Annotated in this window: 18 protein-coding genes; 10 read left to right on the top strand and 8 right to left on the bottom strand. The window is 42.6% G+C overall.

Annotated elements, in window-relative coordinates; translation table 11 throughout:
* Nucleotides 1–236 precede the first annotated feature (236 nt).
* Together IP510_RS08945 and IP510_RS08940 are read left to right on the top strand one after the other, a co-directional pair.
* Nucleotides 237–1265 (top strand): hypothetical protein, encoded by a 1029-nt coding sequence (locus IP510_RS08945; RefSeq protein WP_194364434.1) that lies wholly within the window; start codon nt 237–239, stop codon nt 1263–1265.
* Nucleotides 1266–1439: 174 nt separating this feature from the next.
* Nucleotides 1440–1868: a hypothetical protein gene (locus IP510_RS08940; protein ID WP_194364433.1), complete on the top strand. Its 429-nt coding sequence runs from the start codon at nt 1440–1442 to the stop codon at nt 1866–1868.
* 87 nt (nt 1869–1955) lie between these two features.
* On the opposite strand, the gene IP510_RS08935 is transcribed toward IP510_RS08940, so the two are convergent.
* Entirely contained in the window at nt 1956–2867 is a 912-nt protein-coding gene (locus IP510_RS08935) for a LysR family transcriptional regulator (protein WP_194364432.1), read from the bottom strand.
* Nucleotides 2868–3030: 163 nt separating this feature from the next.
* Between IP510_RS08935 and IP510_RS08930 the strand changes: the two genes are divergently transcribed.
* The gene (locus tag IP510_RS08930; protein WP_227669609.1) at nt 3031–4215 is read left to right on the top strand and encodes an MFS transporter; all 1185 of its coding nucleotides are present in this window, start codon (nt 3031–3033) and stop codon (nt 4213–4215) included.
* A 69-nt stretch (nt 4216–4284) separates the two neighbouring features.
* On the top strand, nt 4285–5424 hold the full coding sequence (locus IP510_RS08925; RefSeq protein WP_194364431.1) for an MFS transporter: 1140 nt from the start codon (nt 4285–4287) through the stop codon (nt 5422–5424).
* 122 nt (nt 5425–5546) lie between these two features.
* Here the strand turns inward: IP510_RS08925 and IP510_RS08920 are convergent, their stop codons facing one another.
* The 3 genes from IP510_RS08920 to IP510_RS08910 all read right to left on the bottom strand — a co-directional run bounded on the left by IP510_RS08920 (nt 5547) and on the right by IP510_RS08910 (nt 11274).
* Nucleotides 5547–6713 (bottom strand): TauD/TfdA family dioxygenase, encoded by a 1167-nt coding sequence (locus IP510_RS08920; protein WP_194364430.1) that lies wholly within the window; start codon nt 6711–6713, stop codon nt 5547–5549.
* Nucleotides 6714–6969: 256 nt separating this feature from the next.
* On the bottom strand, nt 6970–9747 hold the full coding sequence (gene ppc, locus IP510_RS08915) for a phosphoenolpyruvate carboxylase (protein ID WP_194364429.1): 2778 nt from the start codon (nt 9745–9747) through the stop codon (nt 6970–6972).
* A 258-nt stretch (nt 9748–10005) separates the two neighbouring features.
* Nucleotides 10006–11274 (bottom strand): tyrosine-type recombinase/integrase, encoded by a 1269-nt coding sequence (locus tag IP510_RS08910; RefSeq protein WP_194364428.1) that lies wholly within the window; start codon nt 11272–11274, stop codon nt 10006–10008.
* A 709-nt stretch (nt 11275–11983) separates the two neighbouring features.
* Between IP510_RS08910 and IP510_RS08905 the strand changes: the two genes are divergently transcribed.
* The 3 genes from IP510_RS08905 to IP510_RS08895 all read left to right on the top strand — a co-directional run bounded on the left by IP510_RS08905 (nt 11984) and on the right by IP510_RS08895 (nt 13865).
* Nucleotides 11984–12433, top strand: coding sequence for a MarR family winged helix-turn-helix transcriptional regulator (locus IP510_RS08905; RefSeq protein ID WP_227669606.1), 450 nt, complete (start codon nt 11984–11986; stop codon nt 12431–12433).
* Between the two features lie 117 nt (nt 12434–12550).
* A complete protein-coding gene (locus tag IP510_RS08900; RefSeq protein ID WP_194364427.1) occupies nt 12551–13345 on the top strand; it encodes a siderophore-interacting protein in 795 nt (264 codons plus the stop codon).
* 34 nt (nt 13346–13379) lie between these two features.
* The gene (locus IP510_RS08895; RefSeq protein WP_194364426.1) at nt 13380–13865 is read left to right on the top strand and encodes a DUF2798 domain-containing protein; all 486 of its coding nucleotides are present in this window, start codon (nt 13380–13382) and stop codon (nt 13863–13865) included.
* A 273-nt stretch (nt 13866–14138) separates the two neighbouring features.
* Here the strand turns inward: IP510_RS08895 and IP510_RS08890 are convergent, their stop codons facing one another.
* From IP510_RS08890 to IP510_RS08880, 3 genes are all read right to left on the bottom strand, one after another.
* A complete protein-coding gene (locus tag IP510_RS08890) occupies nt 14139–15071 on the bottom strand; it encodes a homocysteine S-methyltransferase family protein (protein WP_194364425.1) in 933 nt (310 codons plus the stop codon).
* A 349-nt stretch (nt 15072–15420) separates the two neighbouring features.
* Nucleotides 15421–16548: a zinc-binding dehydrogenase gene (locus tag IP510_RS08885; protein ID WP_194364424.1), complete on the bottom strand. Its 1128-nt coding sequence runs from the start codon at nt 16546–16548 to the stop codon at nt 15421–15423.
* A 130-nt stretch (nt 16549–16678) separates the two neighbouring features.
* Nucleotides 16679–17356: a glutathione S-transferase family protein gene (locus IP510_RS08880; protein ID WP_194364423.1), complete on the bottom strand. Its 678-nt coding sequence runs from the start codon at nt 17354–17356 to the stop codon at nt 16679–16681.
* Between the two features lie 185 nt (nt 17357–17541).
* Between IP510_RS08880 and IP510_RS08875 the strand changes: the two genes are divergently transcribed.
* The 3 genes from IP510_RS08875 to IP510_RS08865 all read left to right on the top strand — a co-directional run bounded on the left by IP510_RS08875 (nt 17542) and on the right by IP510_RS08865 (nt 20398).
* The gene (locus tag IP510_RS08875) at nt 17542–18444 is read left to right on the top strand and encodes a LysR family transcriptional regulator (protein ID WP_194364422.1); all 903 of its coding nucleotides are present in this window, start codon (nt 17542–17544) and stop codon (nt 18442–18444) included.
* A 175-nt stretch (nt 18445–18619) separates the two neighbouring features.
* The gene (locus IP510_RS08870) at nt 18620–19627 is read left to right on the top strand and encodes a hypothetical protein (protein ID WP_194364421.1); all 1008 of its coding nucleotides are present in this window, start codon (nt 18620–18622) and stop codon (nt 19625–19627) included.
* 30 nt (nt 19628–19657) lie between these two features.
* The gene (locus IP510_RS08865) at nt 19658–20398 is read left to right on the top strand and encodes a hypothetical protein (RefSeq protein WP_194364420.1); all 741 of its coding nucleotides are present in this window, start codon (nt 19658–19660) and stop codon (nt 20396–20398) included.
* Between the two features lie 388 nt (nt 20399–20786).
* Here IP510_RS08865 and cueR read toward each other — a convergent pair whose 3' ends face one another.
* Nucleotides 20787–21179, bottom strand: coding sequence for a Cu(I)-responsive transcriptional regulator (gene cueR / locus IP510_RS08860; protein ID WP_194364419.1), 393 nt, complete (start codon nt 21177–21179; stop codon nt 20787–20789).
* Nucleotides 21180–21211 lie beyond the last annotated feature (32 nt).

The raw sequence follows: 21211 nt of genomic DNA, 5'->3' as shown, positions 1-21211 counted from the left end.
CGATGTTAGTTATCTAATAAGTACGGTTGTTATAGAGTCAATTTTAACGTCTATTTAGTGAGTTATGCTAAGAGGCCTACATAAATTAGCGATATCGGACAAATTGTGCTTGAAGATAAGAGGTTGAGCAACTATATTGGGAGCTCACAATACTGTTACACTTTAGCAAGAAATATTACCTCTTCATTCCAGCAGTCATTTAATACCAGTAGCATACACTGGTTTGGTATCCCTTTATGAGCGACGACGATAAAGACATCAGTACTGATTTTGAAGAGGCGCTGGCAAAAATTGTCAGCCAAAAGGCGCGTACGCGTCATAATGATGATATTTATGAGCGTTTCATCAGTCGGGTGCAGATCGCTGACAGTGACAATTCCAGTAATGACAACGATGACTCGCTAGCGCTTGAAAGCGCAAAAAAACTTGCTGCATTTGAGCCTTTGAGTGCCGAGGAACTACAACTGTTTGAAGAAGAGAGCAGTCAGCAGGCGCAATCATTAGAACTGGTAGATATCACGACAACCAACGCTACGTTTGATTTTTCCAACAAAAATACGCCTGTACCAAACAAAGTACCGACGGCAGATGAGCCTATCAATAGCAATCAGGCTGATAGCAGTTTGCGGGACACTGCATCAAACCATCATATCCTAGATGATGAGGCAGAAAAATCATTGTTTATCGATACTGATGAGCAAGAAGCTCTATCATCGAGCATGCCGATATCGATTAAGTCTGACGATGACTTGTTAAATACTGTAGACGTATCTGCGGATTTAAATACTGATAGTATCCAAACATCTCTAAAGTCACTAAATAAGCCGGCACGTCGCAAAAAACCGCTTATGGTTATGGTCGTGGGTGGTTTATTGTTGATAGCAGCGACCATACTGGTGCTGGTTTTCACTGGTGTTTTAGCGACTCCCACACCAGATAATACAGCATCAGACGATATAACTAATAGTGCAAGTAGCAGTATAGTGTCAAAGATGACAGTAGAGGATACACAAGCCTCCAATCCCAATACTGAGCAAACACCTACTCTTAACGATGCCCCATCTGCTAATACCACGAGCCAATCTACATCTGCACAGCAAGCAACTGACTTAAATGGTGATCAGCAAGACGCGCCAGCTAGTAGTGCAGCAGCAGAAAGCACAGAGCTGACCGACAGTGCGCCACCTAATTCAGAAGCTGTTATTACTTATGAAGACTTTAGGCAGGAATCACAAACCACGTTGTACCGCGAAACCAACGATTAGAACAGTGATTAAAATGGTTAAAGTTTGATTGAGTTTAATCAATGAAATAACCGTCTATCAACCTATTCTAGACGCTCATTCCAGATTATGTTGCAAAACAACATATAATTGGTATCATTATGTAAAAATGCGGTTATTTACCGCTGATGATATGAATTGGGTTGGTGCGCAACTATGAATGACTCAGAAAACGTTAGTGAGTATATGGAGCTGAAAGGCATCAGACCGCGTAGTCTTGTTTTCGCTATCATCAGCGTGATCTTCATTGTTCTAATGTCTACCTTTTATATGTCTAATCGTATTTCTTCCACGCTATCTCAAGCATCGACCACTAGCAACGGTCTGACAGTGAGCAATATCACTAAAAATAGCCGTTCTATTCAGCTACCACCACATAAACTGAATGATCAGAACATAACTACAGTCTTTGATATAAAAGATAGCAGTGCCATTAGCTATAACAATGTTGAGCAAGAGGCGCTATTCCGTGAGGAAGAAAATATCATACCAAAGTACAGCACGCATAGTATGGTATCTGTGGTTAGTGTTGAAGACTTTAGAGCAGCAGTACATAAAATGTTGTATCGTGAATCCAAGTATTAGAAGTGCACGGACCGTCACGAGCTGATATATGAGTAGTATTAAGCCTCATTTCTCTGATATACAGATAAATGGGGCTTTTTTGTGGGTTTAATACGCCATACTTTGCTGTATGTCATCTGTTGCGTTTAATGCTACCGCGACGAAAGCGGCAACCGTCGCACTGTTATTGGTCTGCTTGTATTGGATATGCACGGGTATGTGGGTGCTGACATTGTTTAGCGTCATAAAGTGACACCCGCCACTATAAAGCTTGCGCACACAATAGGGCGCAATCGCCACACCTAAGCCTGCAGCTACCTCGGTCACCAATGTCTGCATGTGCTTGGGTTGACTGATGATATTGGGCGAAAACCCAGCTTGTTTACATAGCATGATGGTTTCATCAAATAGACCAACCGCTTCATCACGGTTAAAAATAATAAACTTATCATCTTTTAGCTGCGCCAAATCAATGGTTTTTTGATCGGCTAAGGCATGGCTCTGGTTCACAATCGCCACCAATTTATCAATATAAATACTGTGGCTAACAAAATCATTAGCAATAGCGCTTGGCAATGGCCTAGAAAAACCAATATCGATGCGGTCATTGTTGAACGCTTCTATCTGTTCGGTTACCGTCATCTCAAATAATGACACATGCACGTGCGGAAATTTTTCTTTATAACTGCGTACCAGTTTAGCCATAAAGGTTAGGCAGGCCGAGCTTAGATGCGCAATATTGAGCGTACCTACCTGTCCGTCATGTGCTCGTTTAACTTGTGTTTTCGCTTGCTCTGCTAAGCTCAAAATAACAGCGGCGTCTTTCAGTAGTTGCTCGCCAGCGGGCGTGATAGTTACCTCACGAGAGGTGCGGTTAAACAGAACAACACCCAATTCTGTCTCTAACGATGAGATATGGCGACTGATAGCAGGTTGTACGGTATACAGCTCACGCGCCGCTTCCGAAAAGCTCTGGTACTTGGCCACTGCCATAAAGCTTTTGAGTGTTTTTATATCCATATCATTAATTCCTTTTATTAATGTCTTTCATCAAAATCTTGCTCAGTCTTAAATTTTTTATCTATACAGTATTTGCATGGATTCAATCATATATTATCATTTTTGTTATTGATTAAGGCGCTTTATAATCACCACATGATTGATTAAATGATTAGAGATAAAAATGAATAAGCCCGTACCAAGCCAATCGTCAAGCCAGTCGTTAAGCAGATTTATTTTACTGTTAATGACCGCAGCGATTGCCGCAACCGCCGCCAACCTTTATTACAATCAGCCGATTTTACCGCTCATTGGCCATGAGTTTGATTTGACTGACTCACAACTGGGTAGTATTCCGGCATTGACGCAGTTTGGTTATGCCTTTGCTTTACTGTTCCTCTCACCATTGGGCGATTCGATTGCGCGTAGACGCCTGATTGGTATTTTATCCTGCTTATTGGTGGCAGCATGCGGCTTTGCTGCCATGTCACCAAGCTTGCCTATACTATTGCTATCAGTATTTTTGATTGGTGTCAGCGCCAATATTACCCAGCAGCTTATTCCTTTTGCCGCATCCATGGTGTCTCCTGAAAACAAAGGCGCAACCCTTGGTACCCTGATGATGGGATTGACCATAGGTATTCTATTATCCAGAACCTTAAGTGGGTTTGTAGGGGAGCAGTTCGGTTGGCGCCGCGTGTTTGTGATGTCTGCAGCACTTGCCGCTATCTTTGGGGTATTACTGCGGGTATTTTTGCCAACCAATACGCCGCAAACCACATTGCGTTACTTTCCGCTTATCAAAAGTAGCTTGTCACTATTTGTAAAACACAAATCCCTGCAAAAATTCACCTTGGCTGGCGCATTTTGGTTTGCTTCATTCAATGTGCTGTGGGCAACGCTCGCGATTTATGTCAGTGATGCGCCTTTTAATTACAATGCACAGCAAGCAGGATTGTTTGGTGTGATTGCGCTGGCAGGCATGATAGGGGCTAAATCCTCTGGCAAATGGGTCAATAAACTGGGCTCTAAAACCTTAGTGATGATCGCATTGGCACTGGCTGCTACAGGTTTTGCTATTACAGGATTGTTCGCAGGTAATTTGGTGTCGCTGATTGTCGGTATTATTTTAATCGACTTTGCTGTATTCAGCGCGCAAGTGGCCAATCAGGTTCGCGTCTTTAGTATCGATTCAGCCGCCCAAAGCCGGATCAACGGTATCTATATGTTGGGTTACTACACAGGTGGGGCATTGGGGTCGATGGCGGGTGTCAAAGCTTTTGCCTTATACCAATGGCCAGGAGTGGTGGTGGTCAGTATCGTCTTTATCATCATCAGCGCAATATTTAATGCATTCGCCAAAAAATAAGTGATATCAGTACAGTTATATCAATAAAGTTATATTCGTACATAGATATCGAAACGACTAGGGACACATATGAACCAATTAAAAACCGCAGGTAGTTTAACCTTACTGTGTATTGCCAGTTTGACCATTATGGTCGGTACGTTACTGGCACCCGGCTTGGTCAGCATTTCGGCAGGCTTGGGCATTACCGACAACAGCGTGCTGTTAATCACCTTGCCGTCATTGGGTGCGGTGGTATTTGCGCCACTGGCTGGCAAGTTAATCGATAAATATGGTGCGTATAAACTCTTGATGATTGGTTTGTTTTTATACGGACTTGCAGGTGCCAGTGCTTATCTTCTACATGGACCAGCACAGGTGTTTAGCAATCGGTTTCTATTGGGCGGTATAACGGCAGTCGTCATGGCGAGCTGTACGGTACTAATCTCCACGTGGTATCAGGGGGAGGCTCGCTTAAAGATGATTGCCAAGCAAGGTATGTCCATTGAGCTGGGCGGGGTCATATTCTTATTTTTAGGTGGCTTGCTGGCTTCACAGTTTTGGGCATTACCGCTATCGATTTATTTAGTAGCGTGGGTGTTTTTAGCCATGCTGCTACTGTTTGTACCACGGCATCATGTAACTGCTGTAAACAACGATCAGATTGCCGAGGACGATAGCAAAACCATCATTAGTGGCTTATCGCTAAAAAATGTGTATCTTATCTCAACCCTAGCGATGACCATATTTTTTACCTCAACCGTGTTATTGCCCATCACCATGCATGAGTTGAGCTATAACGAATCACAAATTGGTCAACTGCTGGCCTTTATCTCTTTGGTGGCGGTCGTTACCGCAGGCTTTATGCCAAAAATAATCAAATGGTTGAATGAACCAAAAGTATTGGCACTGGCATTTTTAGCATTTGCGTTGTCGTATATCTGCTTTACGCAAGCCAGTACCTTGCTATTAGTATTAGGCGCGCTATTGATTGGTATTGGATTTGGTTTTAGTATTCCGCTGTTGAACCACATGACCGTCGAGCTAAGTGCTGCTAACGTACGAGGACGCAACTTATCTTACTTTACGATGGCAGTGTTTTCGGGTCAGTTCTTCACATCATTTATGGAGTACATGCCAGGCGGCGCGCACAACGTGTTTATTATGTGCAGCGTGTTGAGCGTCATTATTAGCATGGTTTTATTTGTGAAAGGTCGTAAATTTGCTTGATAGATTGCTATAGTGGGATAGAGATAAAGTAGAAAAAGGGAAGGGGCTAATAATCCTTGGCCAACCCTCGTCAAACCGTCTGATTCTGTATTACCAACAGCATCAGACGGTTTTCGTTTTAATTAAGCCAGTTGCTTTTTAAGCGTTCGTAAACGGCTTTTGAACTCTGAGCGGTCAACATAACAGCCTTTGAGACGACGCTCACCGACGTTTTCATCAAATGCATTACGTCCGTGCAGGACGCGGCGGTTATCAAAAACCACCATTTGACCCGCTGCTAATTTTAATTCAATCTTATAGCGACTGTCTTTCAATCGAGCCATCAGCTCTCGATAAGCAAGATAGTAGTCGTACATAACATCACTTGGCAAATCAAAAACATCTGCAAGATGGGCGTTGTATTTGATTTCGACAATGTTGCCAAAGTTGTCTAGATTGATAACAGGGTGGTGCTCACGGATATCATGGGCAGTGTCATGAAAACGAAAGGGGATGGCATACTCGGCAAGCAAGCGAAAATACTCAGGCTGCTCTTCTCGTAACCCTTCTAACACCTTTAATCCGTCTACGAAAGTAGATTCGCCACCTATGCTTTCATTACTCAAAAAATGCAAAAATTGATAGCCTGGAGGCAACTCCTGATTTGGCAAGTCGGTATGCAAAGGTAATGAGAGTGACGTATAAGCCAAATTAATCGGCGATTTTTCTGATATCACATCAAAGGTCATGCCAAAATTAGTCTGCCGTAAATAGTCGACTCGCATGGCTGTTTGTACACCAGCGTCAGAATCGTTCGGCATATTATCAATAATGGTAAGCCCATATTTATCTAGCGCACTCATCCACTCATATAAAGCACTGTCACTGGTCATGATGCTCTGTTGGTCATACATGGGGATGTGGTCAATAAACGTGCCATCCCAGCTTTCATAAGGACTGCTATGGTCCTTGGCCAATGTACTAGAATAACCAAACTCACGTAACCAGCTTTGTTCAAAGTGGCTGATATGTGCTTGTTCTGACCATTCAATCGTCAGCGTTGTCTCATCAAAAGAGACGCATAGTGGATGGATATCTTTTGAGATACTCAGCAAATCAAAGCTACGCTCGCCAGTTTGCGGATGAAAAGCCGACGGGCAGTTGTCACGCAGCCAGATATAGTGGTACGTACTGTCGATACCATCATTCCAGCGTATTTGAATGGCGCGGTCAATGAGCGCAACGGATTCTATTTGAAAGTCATTTGCTACGGCAATGTCTAGAGATGGTGTTGCTTGAGGCGTTTCCATTGGAGCAGACCCTACATATACATGAAGTAAAAATATATTTTACGGTATCTTGTTAGGATCGGTTATTCAAACAATGAATTACGAATCACCTAATAGGTAATATCAATCAACCAGTACTAAATCGTGATTTGGATTTAGTGTGCTATTTTTTGAAGGGCTTTAAAAGATTTGAGGCTTCGCGAACGAAACCTCAATATTTAGCGACAATTATTATAAGTGTTCTATCTATCTCAAAACTACTTAGCGAAAAGCTACCCTAACCAGTATTACGTAAACCAGCTGCTAGTGCATTAATACTACGGATTAATGGGTCTTCTACATTAATGTCGCCATGTGCCGAATCGTTCGGGGTATCCTGTTGTCTAGAACGCTTCAACAGCTCAATCTGTATATAGTTGATCGGGTCTAGATAAGCGTCGCGCCATTGCAGGGATGAAGCAAGGTTTTGCTGATTAGATAATAAAGAGTCTTGCTCAAGCAGAGAGTTTAGGCCTGAATTGGTCAGCGTGTGTTCATCGGTGACCGCTGTCATGATTTTTTCGCGTAACGGCTTATCATCACATAGTTGGCTATAGGCTTTGGCAATATTCATATTGGCTTTGGTAAAGGCCATTTCAATATTACTGATAAACACGCTAAAAAACGGCCAGTGCTTATTCATCTCTTTCATTAACGCCTCATCAGCTTTGACACTATGCAGCGCACTACCTACACCATACCAAGCAGGTAGGGTAAAGCGTGCCAATGACCAGCCAAACACCCAAGGAATCGCTCGCAAGGTGGTCTTACTTGGTAGGCCTTTTTTGCGATGGGCGGGACGTGAGCCAATGTTTAATAAAGAGATTTCTTGTACAGGGGTGACCTCGGAATAGAATTTATAAAACCCTTCCGTATGATCGGTCAGCTCGCGATAGCGTTGTTCACCTGCGTCTGCTAAGCGTGCGAACAGCGCTTCGTAATTTGGCAGCTCAGTAGGTTGCACCACAAATCTGGACGAGCAGGCTTTGAGTGTGCCCGTGATACCCATGGTCAGCTCAAATACAGCGGTATCAGTATTGGCGTACTTGGCATATAGCACTTCGCCTTGTTCAGTCACTTTAATCTGACCATGTAGCGTGCCAGCGGGCTGTGCGGCGATGGCATTATGCGTTGATCCACCACCACGGCTCACAGATCCGCCGCGACCATGGAACAGTCGTGTTTTGATGCCATATTGCTTAGCGATATGGTTGATGGTCTGCTGCGCGCTATAAAGCTGCCATGCTGAAGTGATGATGCCGCCATCTTTCGATGAGTCTGAGTAACCCAACATGATCTCTTGCGTGTTATCGGTATTCTGTAACAGTCCACGATACAGCGGATTGTCTAACACGGCAGGCAAGATTTTATCGATGTTTTTAAGATCTTCAATGGTCTCGAACAAGGGTGCGACAGGTAGGTCAGCAGACAATTGACCGTCATCATCAATCCTGCATAAGCCTGCAAACCGCATCAATAGCAACACTTCTAGTAGCTGACTGGCATTATTGGTCATGGAGATGACGTAACTGCCAAAGGTGTCTTGACCAACCAGTTTGCGTAGGGTGGCGACTGAGTTCATCAGTGCCAACTGCTCGCGTGTTTTGTCTGCTAGGTTGTCAGTATAGATGAGAGGCGTGCCCGGTTTTTCCAGCAAGCGTGTCAACCAGTCACGGCGTTCTAGCTCACTGAGCGCTTGATAGTCTGGTAGGTTAGAAGCACTGGCAAAGATATCGGCAATGACTTCACTATGATAAGACGACTCCTGACGGATATCGAGCGCTGCCAAATGAAAGCCACAGGTCTTGACCAGACGAATCACATCTAGTAGTAATCCATCTGCATGTGCTGTGTCATGAGTGTTGACGCTATGACGGATAATGCGTAGGTCTTCTAGTAATTCTTCTGGGTTGGCATACGCATCTTTTTCAGCCTCAATATCAGTGCCTTTGCTTTGGATACGGCGATTGGTGGCTTTGACTTTAGTCAGAATGATAGAGAGCAGCCGACGATAAGGCTCATTACTGTAATCATCGAGATTGTAGTCAAATACCCGCTGATCGAGCTCATCATAACTTTTGATCTTTGCATATACGTCAGAAGATACGGTCACAATAGTGTCGCTATGAATAAGCTGTCGGCGCAGTTTTTTGAGTAATACTTGATAGTGACGCAGCACGGTATCCGCATGCATCAGTACAGCACGTTCGGTGGTTTCAAAAGTCACAAAAGGATTGCCATCTCTATCGCCACCGATCCAAGAACCAAAGCTCATAAAGGCAGGTAATGGATAATCGGTCAGCTCTGGGTAGATATCGACGATGGCTTTTTTGATATTGCGATACACTTTAGGAATGGCATTAAACAAGCTGGCATTAAAGTAGTGCAGGCCGTTATTGATCTCATCATATACCAATGGCTTACGTGTACGCACTTCATCGGACGACCATAATAGATCAATCGTCTGCGCAGTTTGAGCCTTTGCTTGCTCGTAGGCAAAACTGTTTTGGGTATGGTTCAAACCGTCGCTATGAGTGAAGAGACTTTGTAATATATTCATCGTCGTACGGCGCCGCGCTTCGGTAGGATGCGCGGTAAATACGGGGATAAATTTTAGCTGGTCAATCAGCTCTTTCATCTGAGCGGGCTCAATATTTCGCTCACGACACTCAAGCAAGGTACGACGGAACGAGCCTTCCCAGCTATGTTCTGATTGCATACGCTGGGCGTGGCGTTGCTCACGCAAGTAGTTTTCTTCACTTAGATTGGCTAGGAAAAAATAGATAGAAAAGCCGCGTATGACATTTTTTAAGGTTTGATTGTCCAAAGAGGCAATAAAGTCGATAAGCTGCTGCTTATGCGTGTCATTAGGCTCACGGCGTTGCTGGATAAACCCTTTACGTAGCGTCTCGATCGTATGTAGGGTGTGTTCGCCAGATTGGCGAGAGATTGCTTCGCCCAAAAAAGAACCCAATAAGCTGATGCGTTCACGTAGTACATTGTTATCTAGAGTCATCCTTAACCTTCCTATCAAATGAGTGGGAATTACATCGTGCTGTCTGCTTTATAACCTATCTTGCTTATGCTCATATACTTGCTTATGTAATCGTTTAAATAAACCGCTTTAGTTCGAGCACACCCTAGGATAACGTCTTTTAGAAAAAACGTCTTGTTATTTCTATACAAATAAGTGCGCATCTATAGATAGTGATAGTCAGTCCAAAATAAAAGTGATACCAACGTTCATCGTGTTCTGCTGGTATCAATTTCCTAGTTAAGGATGGTTTCGTAGCTCATCTATATAATCTGCCCAGTCTTGCATCATCTGTACTCTGGTCTCGATCTCATCGAGACGATTATAAGCACCGCCATGGGTGTCTTTGATACGGTGACCCAGCTGTAACTCTGTCACGATATCTGAATAGCGCAGCTCCGGTTGCTCCATGAGCAAGGTCTTGGCAGAGGCGCGAAATCCGTGGGCACACTGTACATCTTTGTATCCCAATCGATGAAACACTTGTACGAGCGCAGCTTTGCTGATGTATGCATTGCTCGAAGCACGCATCGATGAAAACACGTATTCGTTATGTCCTGTGATTGTCTGCATGTCTCGCAAACGCGCAATGACTTGTGTCGCTAGCGGCACGACCAAATGCGACACCATGTCTTCACGACCTTCGCCTTTGGTAGGCGAGAATGACCATACATGGTTATCCCAATCGATATCATCCCAGCGCATCGAGCGCAGATCGATACTACGCACAAACACATAAGGCAATAAATTCATTGCCGCGAGCGTCGTGCTACTGGCACCATTAAAGACGGCCATATCTTTTAGAAGCGTCGCAAATTTTTCAGGCTTAGTGATGGCGGGCAAGTGCTTACCTGAGTTGGCAGGGGCCAGCTCGCCGCGAGTATCGATAGCCACATTCCTGTCACACAGTCCGCGTGCGACCGCAAATGAAAATACTTTTTCCGTATATAGCCGAGTGCTCGCACCAACGAAGGTCGCTTGGTTCTTGTTGTTTTGAATCGACTCGCACACGGTCAGTATGATTTCACTGGTGATGTCATTCATTCGTAGATCACCAATCTCTTGACACATATAGCCCAAACACAAATCCCAAAACTTGAGCGTTGATTCACTAAATGCCGCTCTGTTGGCTTTACCTTTACCGCGCCCTGCTATCTTGTTAGCGCGCCATGCCTGAACCACTTCAGCAAAAGGAGCGTTTTTTAGATGGGCGTATTTATTGGTTTTTTCTTGTTGATGACGCGCTTTAGGATCGATACCTTTTGCGACTAGCTCAAGTATCGACTCTGCTTGGTATTTGACCTCATATAGACTGAGGTCTTCCACATTACCCAGCATCATTTTGGGACGCTTGCCCGTCAGATGTGGATGGCTATAGCGCAGATAATATGTCTTTTTGCCATTGGGAGAAACCCGTACACTCAGACCGGCAATACCCGGCACATTGACTGAATATTGCTTTTGCTTAATAACAAGGCTATTGATATCGCTAAGACTGTGGATTGGCATTCATTATTCCATGATGGTTATATAGTCGGTTTAAGACCATTTGTCGTTAAATAAACACACAACGGTATATATTAAATGTGGTAGTAAATAACTGAATGTCTTGCACAGTATAGGCTTAGCGTTAGTAAATTAACGTATGACATCTGCTTTATCTCTATACCCACTTATTATTTCTCAATGGACACCAATAAGGACACCTGTTTTTTAATTGTTTAATATAATATTATTTTTATCAACTAGTTAACTATTAATCATCCCCAAGTTACCCTTGGGGATGATTATATCATAATTGGCAAAATAATGAGCTGATAGGGCACAGACTAAGAGTAAGCCGTGCATTTATTGGCTTATATGCGATTATCGCTAAATTTTATAGACATAAGTAATGGTGGTAAATAACGCTAACCCCTTACTCATTAAGGATTTTATGAGATTTTTGACATAAACAGTGCTCGTGTACGCGCACAGAATAATAAAAGTAGGGTCATAGTACTACTCTGTGCAAATTTAAAAACCAGTTTTTATCGTTAGTCGGTAGCGATAACGAAAGTGAGTACCATCATTGGTGATGGCGACTTGGTGTTTAGAAACAGAAACAGAAGCTACATGACTGAAGCTACATAACCGAAATTTGAAATATTAGAATATGGTTGACAATATCAACCATATTATATATAGTTGCTTATATCAACTATATATAGAGGGTCGTATGTCTAAGAACTCATTGAGCGAAACATTGCATCAACTGATGCACACTTATACCAATCTATTGCTTGAAGGTATTAAGCGTCAAAAGCTGGAATTGTCAGTGACACATATCAGAACCCTAAAAAGCGTCTATTACAATTCTGAGAGTACAGCCAAATCCATTGCGGAGCGTATTGAGCGAGATAAGGCACAAATCACACGTGCATTGAATGATTTGCTAGCCGCTGACTTAATTGTCAAAAAAGCCAATCCGCTAGATGGTCGTAGCCAGCTGTTACAACCAACCGCTAAAGGCGAGGCAGTGATGGAAAAGCTTAATGCAGCAGAAGACTGGGCGCGTGGGCAACTGACAAAAAATCTCACCATCGTTGAGCTGTCACTGTTTTTTCAAGTTAGCCGTACGATGATCGACAATGTCAAAAACAGCGCAAGCAATAGTGTGGGTGAATAAGTAGTCGTTATGAATTAACCCTCACTTGCCACAATGTCAGTAGCAATGATTGAAAAATTTCGATTAACGATATCCAAATCTAAATAACAGTTAATAGCTGCAAAATGGAAAAATATTATGAATAATACGATTAGCCAAACACCTGTACGAGAAGTCATGATCGTGGCTGATAAGCAAATGCTGACGCCGCATTATATTCGCATTTATCTGACCGCACAGCCTGATACGATTGCCAATATTGCCACCATGACCGTAGGGGCAAACAACAAAGTAGCCATTCCTATCGATAAAACCCAAGCCCTTGACCTCAATGATAAATCCAGCTTTGTGATACGTACTTATACTCATCGCGGCGTAGATGTCGAAAAACAACAGATCTGGATTGACTTTGTTGCTCATGGTGATGCAGCTCCTGCCTCAGGCTGGGCCACCCATACTCAAGTAGGTGATGAGCTGGGTGTGATGATGAAGCCAAAAAACAAGGCGCTGTGCCCTACCACAGATCATATATTATTAGCGGGTGATGCCACTGCCATACCAGTGCTTGGCGCGATACTAGAGAGTCTGCCTGCTACGACTAGCGGCCACTGCGTCATCGAAGTGCATGGGCTCGAGGACGAACAAGATCTGCCAACGGCCGCCAATATAAAAATGACATGGCTACACAACGCAGACCCGATGCAAGACAGTCAATTGATTGATGCCGTAAAAGCGCTCACGCTACCAGATGCCGCGCAAAGCCGCTTTGCTTATGTGGCGAGTGAGTTTGAATCAGTCAAAGGCATTCGTCAGTATTTAAAAGGTGAGCAGCAGTGGTCGAAAGACGAGCTGTATGCTTTTTCTTATTGGAAAGCAGGTGTGGCTGAAGATCAGTCCGCAAACGCTCGCCGCGAAGAAAAAGACGCAGAGTGATTCAGACGATATTGGTTACGATAGGAAGGTAATAATGGCTTTGCAAAACAGTTTGTTGCTTAATACGAATGGCAAAAAAACACCGCTACTTCATAAAGTGTTGGTAGTACTCGCTATAATGACGGTTATGGGCGGGTTATTGACCGGCATTATGACTTATATGAATGTGGGGTATACCAGTAGCTTTTTTAGCGATTGGTCTAAAGCCCTGCTATCCGCTTTTGCGGTGATGCCCATTGGTATTCTACTCATTGGGTTGATAACTAAAGGTGTTAACCGGCTGCTACCTGATATGAAAGCACATAAGCGTAATCTCATCGTTGGCGTACTGATGGCTTGCGCTATGGAGTCTATGCTGGCTTTTAGCACCGCGACCAATACTATTGGTTTTTCGGACACAGCAGCCTTTTTGCATGGTTGGCTAGTAGGTTTTTTAGCGGCTCTGCCGGTTGGCGTGACATTGATGATCATTATTTCTCTGACCATCAAACCAAAGATTGAGGCCTTTTTAAAGAGTTAAAAACGAGCATTGCAAACAGTCATACTAGGTCGTGTCTTCAATTCACTCGATAGTTATCTCAATGGGCTAAAAATGGCTAAATCTTGCCAAACATCGTCAAACAGCTGGTTAATATCCCGATATTATCTGCGCTATTTTCCTTGTTTGACGGCAATTTATCTCATTTTTATCACCATTTTTTAATTGAAGACACGCCCTAAAATATTCGACTAAAAAAGTCCAAAAAACGCTAGTTTTTTGGACTTTTTATTTATTTTGGCGTTCTATATTATGTTATTTCGATGTTATCGAATCATCTGTGAAGTGTTGGCTCAACGCCTGAATATGCTCAGGGCCAATACCGCAGCAACCGCCAATCAATGATGCACCTTGCGCGTGCCATTTTTGCGCCCAGAGCAGATATGCAGGCGGGGTGAGATCGTCACGCACATTATTGAGCGTATCATTTGCAGCGGCATCTTTTGGTTGTGGCGGAAAGGCATTGGCATATGCCCCTAGCTTGATATGCGCCGCGTCTTTTTCTTGCAACACGTTTTGGGCAGTTTCTAGCGCCTGATCGATCACTTCAGGCTGGCAACAGTTAAACAGTATCGCCTCGATATCAAGGTCGGCCATTTTTGCCACCGCTTCTTGCACCGTCTCCCCTGAGCGCAGACGAGGTACGTCGATATCCATATTGTCTTCTAAAGTAAAAGCAACCCACAGTGGCTTATTGTCCTTATCTAGTGTGCTCAGTAGCTCACGAACTGCCACAGACTCTGCGATTAGGCTTTGGGTTTCAGCCAGCCAAAAATCCACATGCGGACTCAACCCTTTTATAAGCGGGGTGCCAATATCTTCTACGTGGTCAGCATCAAATAAATCTGCGCGATATGAGCCAAATAGTGGCGGGATAGAGCCTGCTACTTTGGTCGCAGTACCTTCCATCGTGACTGCTGCACGTGCCATCTCTCCTGCCGATGCAGCCAACGCTTGAGCTTGATCAGCAAACCGCTCTGCGCCAATATGAAAGGGGACTAGGGCATAGCTGTTGGTGGTAATGACATCTGCACCGCTTTGGATATAAGCGCGGTGTACGTCACGGACAATTTCGGGTGCTTCTATCATCGCGAGCGCCGACCATTCAGGTTGACGAAACGGTGCACCGCGCTTGGCAAGTTCTCGTCCCATGCCACCATCAATAATTGTGGTTGTTTTAATTGGCATAATAAGTCCCTCTTTATTGTGAGTAGCTGAGCCTACTATGGCTCGATAATCGATCCGATATGAAAGACGTATGTCAAATAGGGTGTCTTTCAACTGACAGCTGATAAATCGACTATGTTTTAAAAAATAGAATGATATTATGGGGCAAGATATTAGGCGCAATGGCAGATAGATGCAACCAAGAGTTTGGTAAATTCGTAAATTTTAATCTTAAAACTTAAGCCTCAAAACTGGGTACTTAATCTTCTTATCTAATTATTCTAGATACGTCATTATTATCAAACACAAAAAAGCAGATATCATCGATATCTGCTTTTCTATAGTTCAGAATCACTCATACAAGCAATAATTAGCCCTGAGGCGTGATCAAGTACTTCTCACCAGTGGCTTGTTTGCCATATTTGGCGATTGACTTTAATTGTAAGGCTTCTTCTAACGTCACTTCATGCGTATAGCTGCTTGCAAAGGTAGTGGTGATCTCTTCTGCAACTCTTTGACGCATTGACATGACTGTTTTGGTACCCAATTTGCCTAGCGCATTGAATAATAAGAAACCATTCACACCCCAAGAAAAACCAAAGTTACGATTTAGCGTGATAGGACCACGGTTTAATGCCCCATAGACATAGGCTTGTTTGAAGGTGTTTGAGCCATAGACGCTATATTCTTCTACATCACGGGTAATGGCCGCTTCCATGCAGTTCAAAATATCGCTGGTTAATTGACCGCCGCCGATAGGATCGAATGAGATAGTGGCGCCTGTTTCGACAATCGCTGCCGTCAAGTCCTTGAGGAACGTATCACTGCTTGAGTTGACCACATATTTTGCACCCATATCACGTAGTAGTTTTTCTTGCTCTTCCTTACGCACGATATTGATCAAATCAACACCGTCGGCCATACAGATGCGGTTAAGCATTTGACCAAGGCTAGATGCTGCCGCTGCATGAATAATGGCTTTGTGGCCTTCCGCACGCATGGTTTCGACCATCGCTAATGCAGTAAGTGGATTCACAAAAGAAGAAGCCCCTTCTTTAGCCGTCGTGCCTTCTTTTAATACCAAGCAGCTTTTGACATTGACACAGTGGTACTGACGATAAGTACCTCCACCGATGACGGCAACCATCTTGCCCATCAATGCTTGCGCTTCAGGCGATGAGCCTGCGGCAATCACAGTACCAGCACCTTCATTACCTACTGGTGTGTCTTTACCAACGCGAGTTTTGAGTGATGGCATATACTTGGCTGGCACGTCAGCAGTAACGACTGGGCTTTGCTCGGTGCCTGACTGTACTGCAGTCGACATGTCAGCCGCGCTGAACATAACCCCAAAATCAGAAGGATTCAATGGTGCCGCTTCAATACGAACGACGATTTCATCCGCGCCCGGCGTTGGCATATCAATGTCTTGCAAGCTTAGGGTCAGTTTGTTGTCATCACTAACCGTTGAAATAAGTTGTAAGTTTTTATCTATCATAAAGTTTGCTCCTGCAAATCGTTATAGTTATTGAACCAATGACGGTATTGTATTGGCTCTCTTTTTAATCATTGAATAAAGGTCGTTCTGTAGTTAAATACTTTTTAATCTTGAACCAGTTAGCATCGAACTAGCCAGCGTTTGCGGCTTTAATTTGGGCGGTCACATGCTGCATGAATTCAGGCATGTTCGCTTGGCTATCTGCCTGAACGCTTTGTGCGATGTCGGTTTTACTCATGGCTTTGTTCCATTCTTTCATGCCGTCCACTTCCGCCAGTACATCCCACTCAAGCTGAGTAGATCCAAAAGCGTTGACAATGGTATTGACGTGATGCACATAGATGTCAGCCATGGTGAATTGCTCGCCTGCAATCCAAGGCGAGAATTTACATAGGCGATTCATGGCAATAATACCGCGGCCCAATACTTGGCGTACTTCATCCTTGATAGCGTTAGGCGCATCAGTGCCAGAAAACACATAAGGGATCAAACGGCGACTTGGTAGCTCAAAATACAGCTCTGCGATTTTCATTATTTGACGTACGGTGGCACGTTCTGCTGCATCTTTGGGGTAAAGCGGTTTTTCAGGGTAAGTCTCTTCTAAAAAATCACAGATCACGCTCGACTCTGACAGATTAAAGCCGTCAGCTGTGGTGATAGCAGGTACTTTGCCCACTGGGCTAACGGTGAGTAGATCATCACTACCAGCGTATAGCAGGTCTTCTTGGAATGGCAGTTCTTTGTATAAAAGGGTGTGTTTCACGATATTGTAATAGTTGCTTGCGGCAAAACCATGCAAAGTAATCATAAGTCCATTTCCATTATTAGAGTAAAAGTTGTAGTTTTTAATTTAAACACATTATTACTGGTTTTAATGTGGTTATATATAAGGGAAAACGTGAATCACTATTGCTTTTTAAGCAACAATAAGACCAAAATACTTAAAAGTAGTGATTAATCAATGATCAACTAGCGATGAGATGGAGAGGTTAATTGGATCAATTACGGGCAATACGCTATTTCAGCAAAGTCGTCGAGACCGGCAGTTTTACTAAGGCGGCAAGTGCATTCAATGTACCGCCATCCTCACTATCGAGACGAGTATCTGATTTAGAAAAGAGCTTGGGCGCGACATTATTAAAGCGTTCGACCCGAATCGTTAAATTGACCGAAGTAGGGCAGGTCTATTATGACGATATGCAGCAAGTATTGGATCAGCTCGAGCAAAGCAAAGAAACAGTACGCAGTTATCAAACGACACCAATGGGGCGGTTACGCATCAGCTCTATGGTGGGTTTTGGTGAAAAAATACTGCTACCACTGTTGGATGAGTTCGGTGAGTTGTATCCAGAGATTGTGCTGGATGTCAGTCTCAGTGATGAATTATCCGCATTGGGACGTGACGATGTCGATATTGCGATTCGCGGTGGTTATGCGCCAAATGAGCGTGTGCTTGCCATTAGGCTCATGGATAATGGGTTTATACCGGTTGCGTCGCCCAGTTATTTAGAGATGCATGGCGCACCTAGTCATGTGATGGAATTAAAGGAACATAAAGGCCTGTATTTCAAAGCCCCAAATGGGCCAACACCTTGGCTCTGCTATGTGGACGATCAGTGGCATGATGTCTCAGGGCCAGCAGTCGCAATTTCAAACAATGGACCATGGCTTGCCAAAAAGGCTTGTGACGGGGAAGGTATTTTGATGTCCACTCGATGGGCACTATCCTCATACCTTGAGTCAGGCGCATTGCAAGAGATTAAATTTGAGCATCCATTAGCAATCACGCAGCACGCTGATATGGCCGTATATCTGCTGTATCAAAAGCAGCGCTATCTAGTGCCTAAGGTAAAAGCCGCCGTCGATTTTTTGGTTGAGAGGATAAAGGGTGGCTGAAGTGAAGGTTTAGTGATTAGTTTATTATAGTTGTAGTTTTTCAAATAAGATTATCAAATGCTTTTTAGGTACTTTATAAAAAATATAATGTATCTTATTTTAAGATATTATAAGTCATCAAATGAGAAATGTAAGATATCACACTTAAATCATATCGATCAGGATTACGTAGTCTATGTTAAGAAAGCTAACGCAAAAAGAAGAGCAGCCTATAGCTGATTTCGAAAACAAACAACCTGAGGTTCACCAACATCCTATGATCTGCTTGTTCGATTTTGATGATGATGTGCATCAAGAGCTTAAGCGATTGAAGTTTAATTGTGTTAAGGGGAATCTGGGATCTAGCATTAAAGTAAACAATCAGCCATATACTGAAAGGTTAATAAGGCTGAATTATGACTCTCCGAAAAATTTGCATGAGTTTGATATAGTCATGTTAGACATGACAGGCACTAAAATAGAAAATTATTCAGCTAATGATCACAGTCTAGAAAATGCTAAAGGCTCCAAAGCTTACGCTTTTCGTAGCCACTTTCCTGAACAGGTTTTTGATCCAAGACCTATCACTGTAAACATAATATCTAAAGAAATTAAAGATATAGTAAAAAAGCGATCGATCATCATTGCCTTCTTTGGGCAAGAAAATAAGGCGGACTATGAATTTGTCGAAATTACATCTCGTGGTAGCGTAGTAATAGATAGACCTTCTTACTCTAATTTAGATTTTTATAGCTCAAATGTTTTTAGAGTGGAAAGGCATGGAAGTAAAGCCGTTGCTGTAAGAAATGAAAAAATATCTTCGATTCTTGAAAAGCACCTGAGCGAAATTGAGTACAGTAATGTTTTTAAGCATCCTACTACATGGAGAGACGGCACAAGTCAAAAAATTGAAGATTTTATTCCACTACTACTAAATGATCGCGAAGAAATTATAAGTTATGCTCATTTGGTTAACAACTGTTTGATTTTAGTTTTTCCTGACATGAAAGAAAAAAGTCAGTTTATCAGTGAGCTTTTTAAAACATATCTTCCTGATGTAATGCCTGATATTTTTCCTTACCATGGTGAGTTCGGATGGTTGAATAATGGAGAGTATTTACTGCCAAATGAAGGTGCATTATTAAGACAAAAGCTTGAGCTGAGTGTTGAATATAGAAAAAGCCTTCAAAACATTGAACAATAGATTGAAGAGACAAGAGAACAATACCGTTTTTTGCATGAATTAATTTTTCAAACTGGTGATGAGTTAGTTAAGTCTATTCAAAAATATATGGATTGGCTCGGTTTTGATTCAATTGTGGATATGGATGAAAAAGTAATAGATGTATTTGAGGAAGATCTTCAAATTGAAACAGATAAAGGGCTTCTTGTCATTGAGATCAAAGGCATTGGTGGAACATCAACAGACAAAGCTTGTTCGCAAATCAGCAAAATAAAATATAGAAGAGCTGAGCAACGTGGAAAGTTCGATGTATTTGGCTTATATATAGTCAACCATCAACGATATTTAGCTCCGGAAAATAGAGCAAACCCACCATTCACCGAAAATCAAATTAATGATGCTAAGCTTGAGAATAGAGGGCTTATCACTACTTGTAGCTTGTATGAAGCATATTTTTTGATTGAAGATGGGATTATAACTAAAGAAGAAGTTAGAAATAGTTTGTTCGATTGCGGTTTAATCACGCTAGAGCCAAGTAACACAACATCGATTGGGATTTCAAACGAAATATTTAAAAATGGCAAAGTAGCAATTTTAAATCTAACTGATACATGCACTATAAAAATAGGTTCAACGTTAATTGGTAAAAAAGATGGAAAATTATCAAAACTAGCTATAAATTCAATTCAGCTTGATGGATATGATGTCGATGAAGCAACTATAGGAGAAGTAGGAATCGCCTTGAATTTGCCGATAAAAAAAGGAACAGAGCTTTTTCTGCAAGAAGTGTAACAAAGCAATTGATAGAAAAAGCAGTTGGATTTTTTCTATTTCTTCCTCAAGTTAGTTCCATTAAAAGAAAGTGATAAGCCTTAAAGTACAGTTTCCTGCATAAATCAAAATGAACAAATTTAAGCCGGCTGCTATCCATAGTGCATACCAACTCAAAGGTTCATTCTCCCAAATAGCCAAACTAAGCCCAAATGGAATACCCACTAAATTGGTCAAAAACAATGCTTGTGCAACGGTGTGATTCGAAGGTGGCTTAACCAACGTACAAAATGCAAGTTAACCAGCTAATTAGTAAAGATTCAGAGTAGTTTTAACTAGTGATTTAATTCGTTTATTGGACTAATCGTAATGCTTTAGGCCCTACATATATATAACTAACTCATTTACTTTATTGACCCTGTCCTAGATCCTCTAAGATAGCGCAATCTGCATTGTCATCGCCTGCACAGTGATCAAAAGAGTTCTGTAGCGAGTCGACCATCTCCTGCAATTGCACGATTTTTTGGTTTAACGTTTCGATATGCTCTTGTGTCAGTTGCTTAACATCTGCACTCTGACGATTGGCATTTTTACGCAAGTACAGTAACTCTTTCATTTGCTTGGATGAGAATCCCAAGTCGCGAGAATGTCTTAAAAAGCATAAGTCGTCTATATCGTCTTTAGAGTACAAGCGATAACCTGAGTTCGAGCGATTTACTGTTTCTAGCAAGCCAATCTGCTCATAGTAGCGAATCATTTTGGTAGAAATACCTGATTGCTTTGATGCTTGACCAATATTCATATTTATCTTCCTAACCTAGAAAGGGTTTAAGC

The organism is Psychrobacter sp. NG254, assembly GCF_015277735.1.
Taxonomy (GTDB): Bacteria; Pseudomonadota; Gammaproteobacteria; order Pseudomonadales; family Moraxellaceae; genus Psychrobacter.
This window is presented reverse-complemented; position numbering and strand designations above follow the sequence as displayed.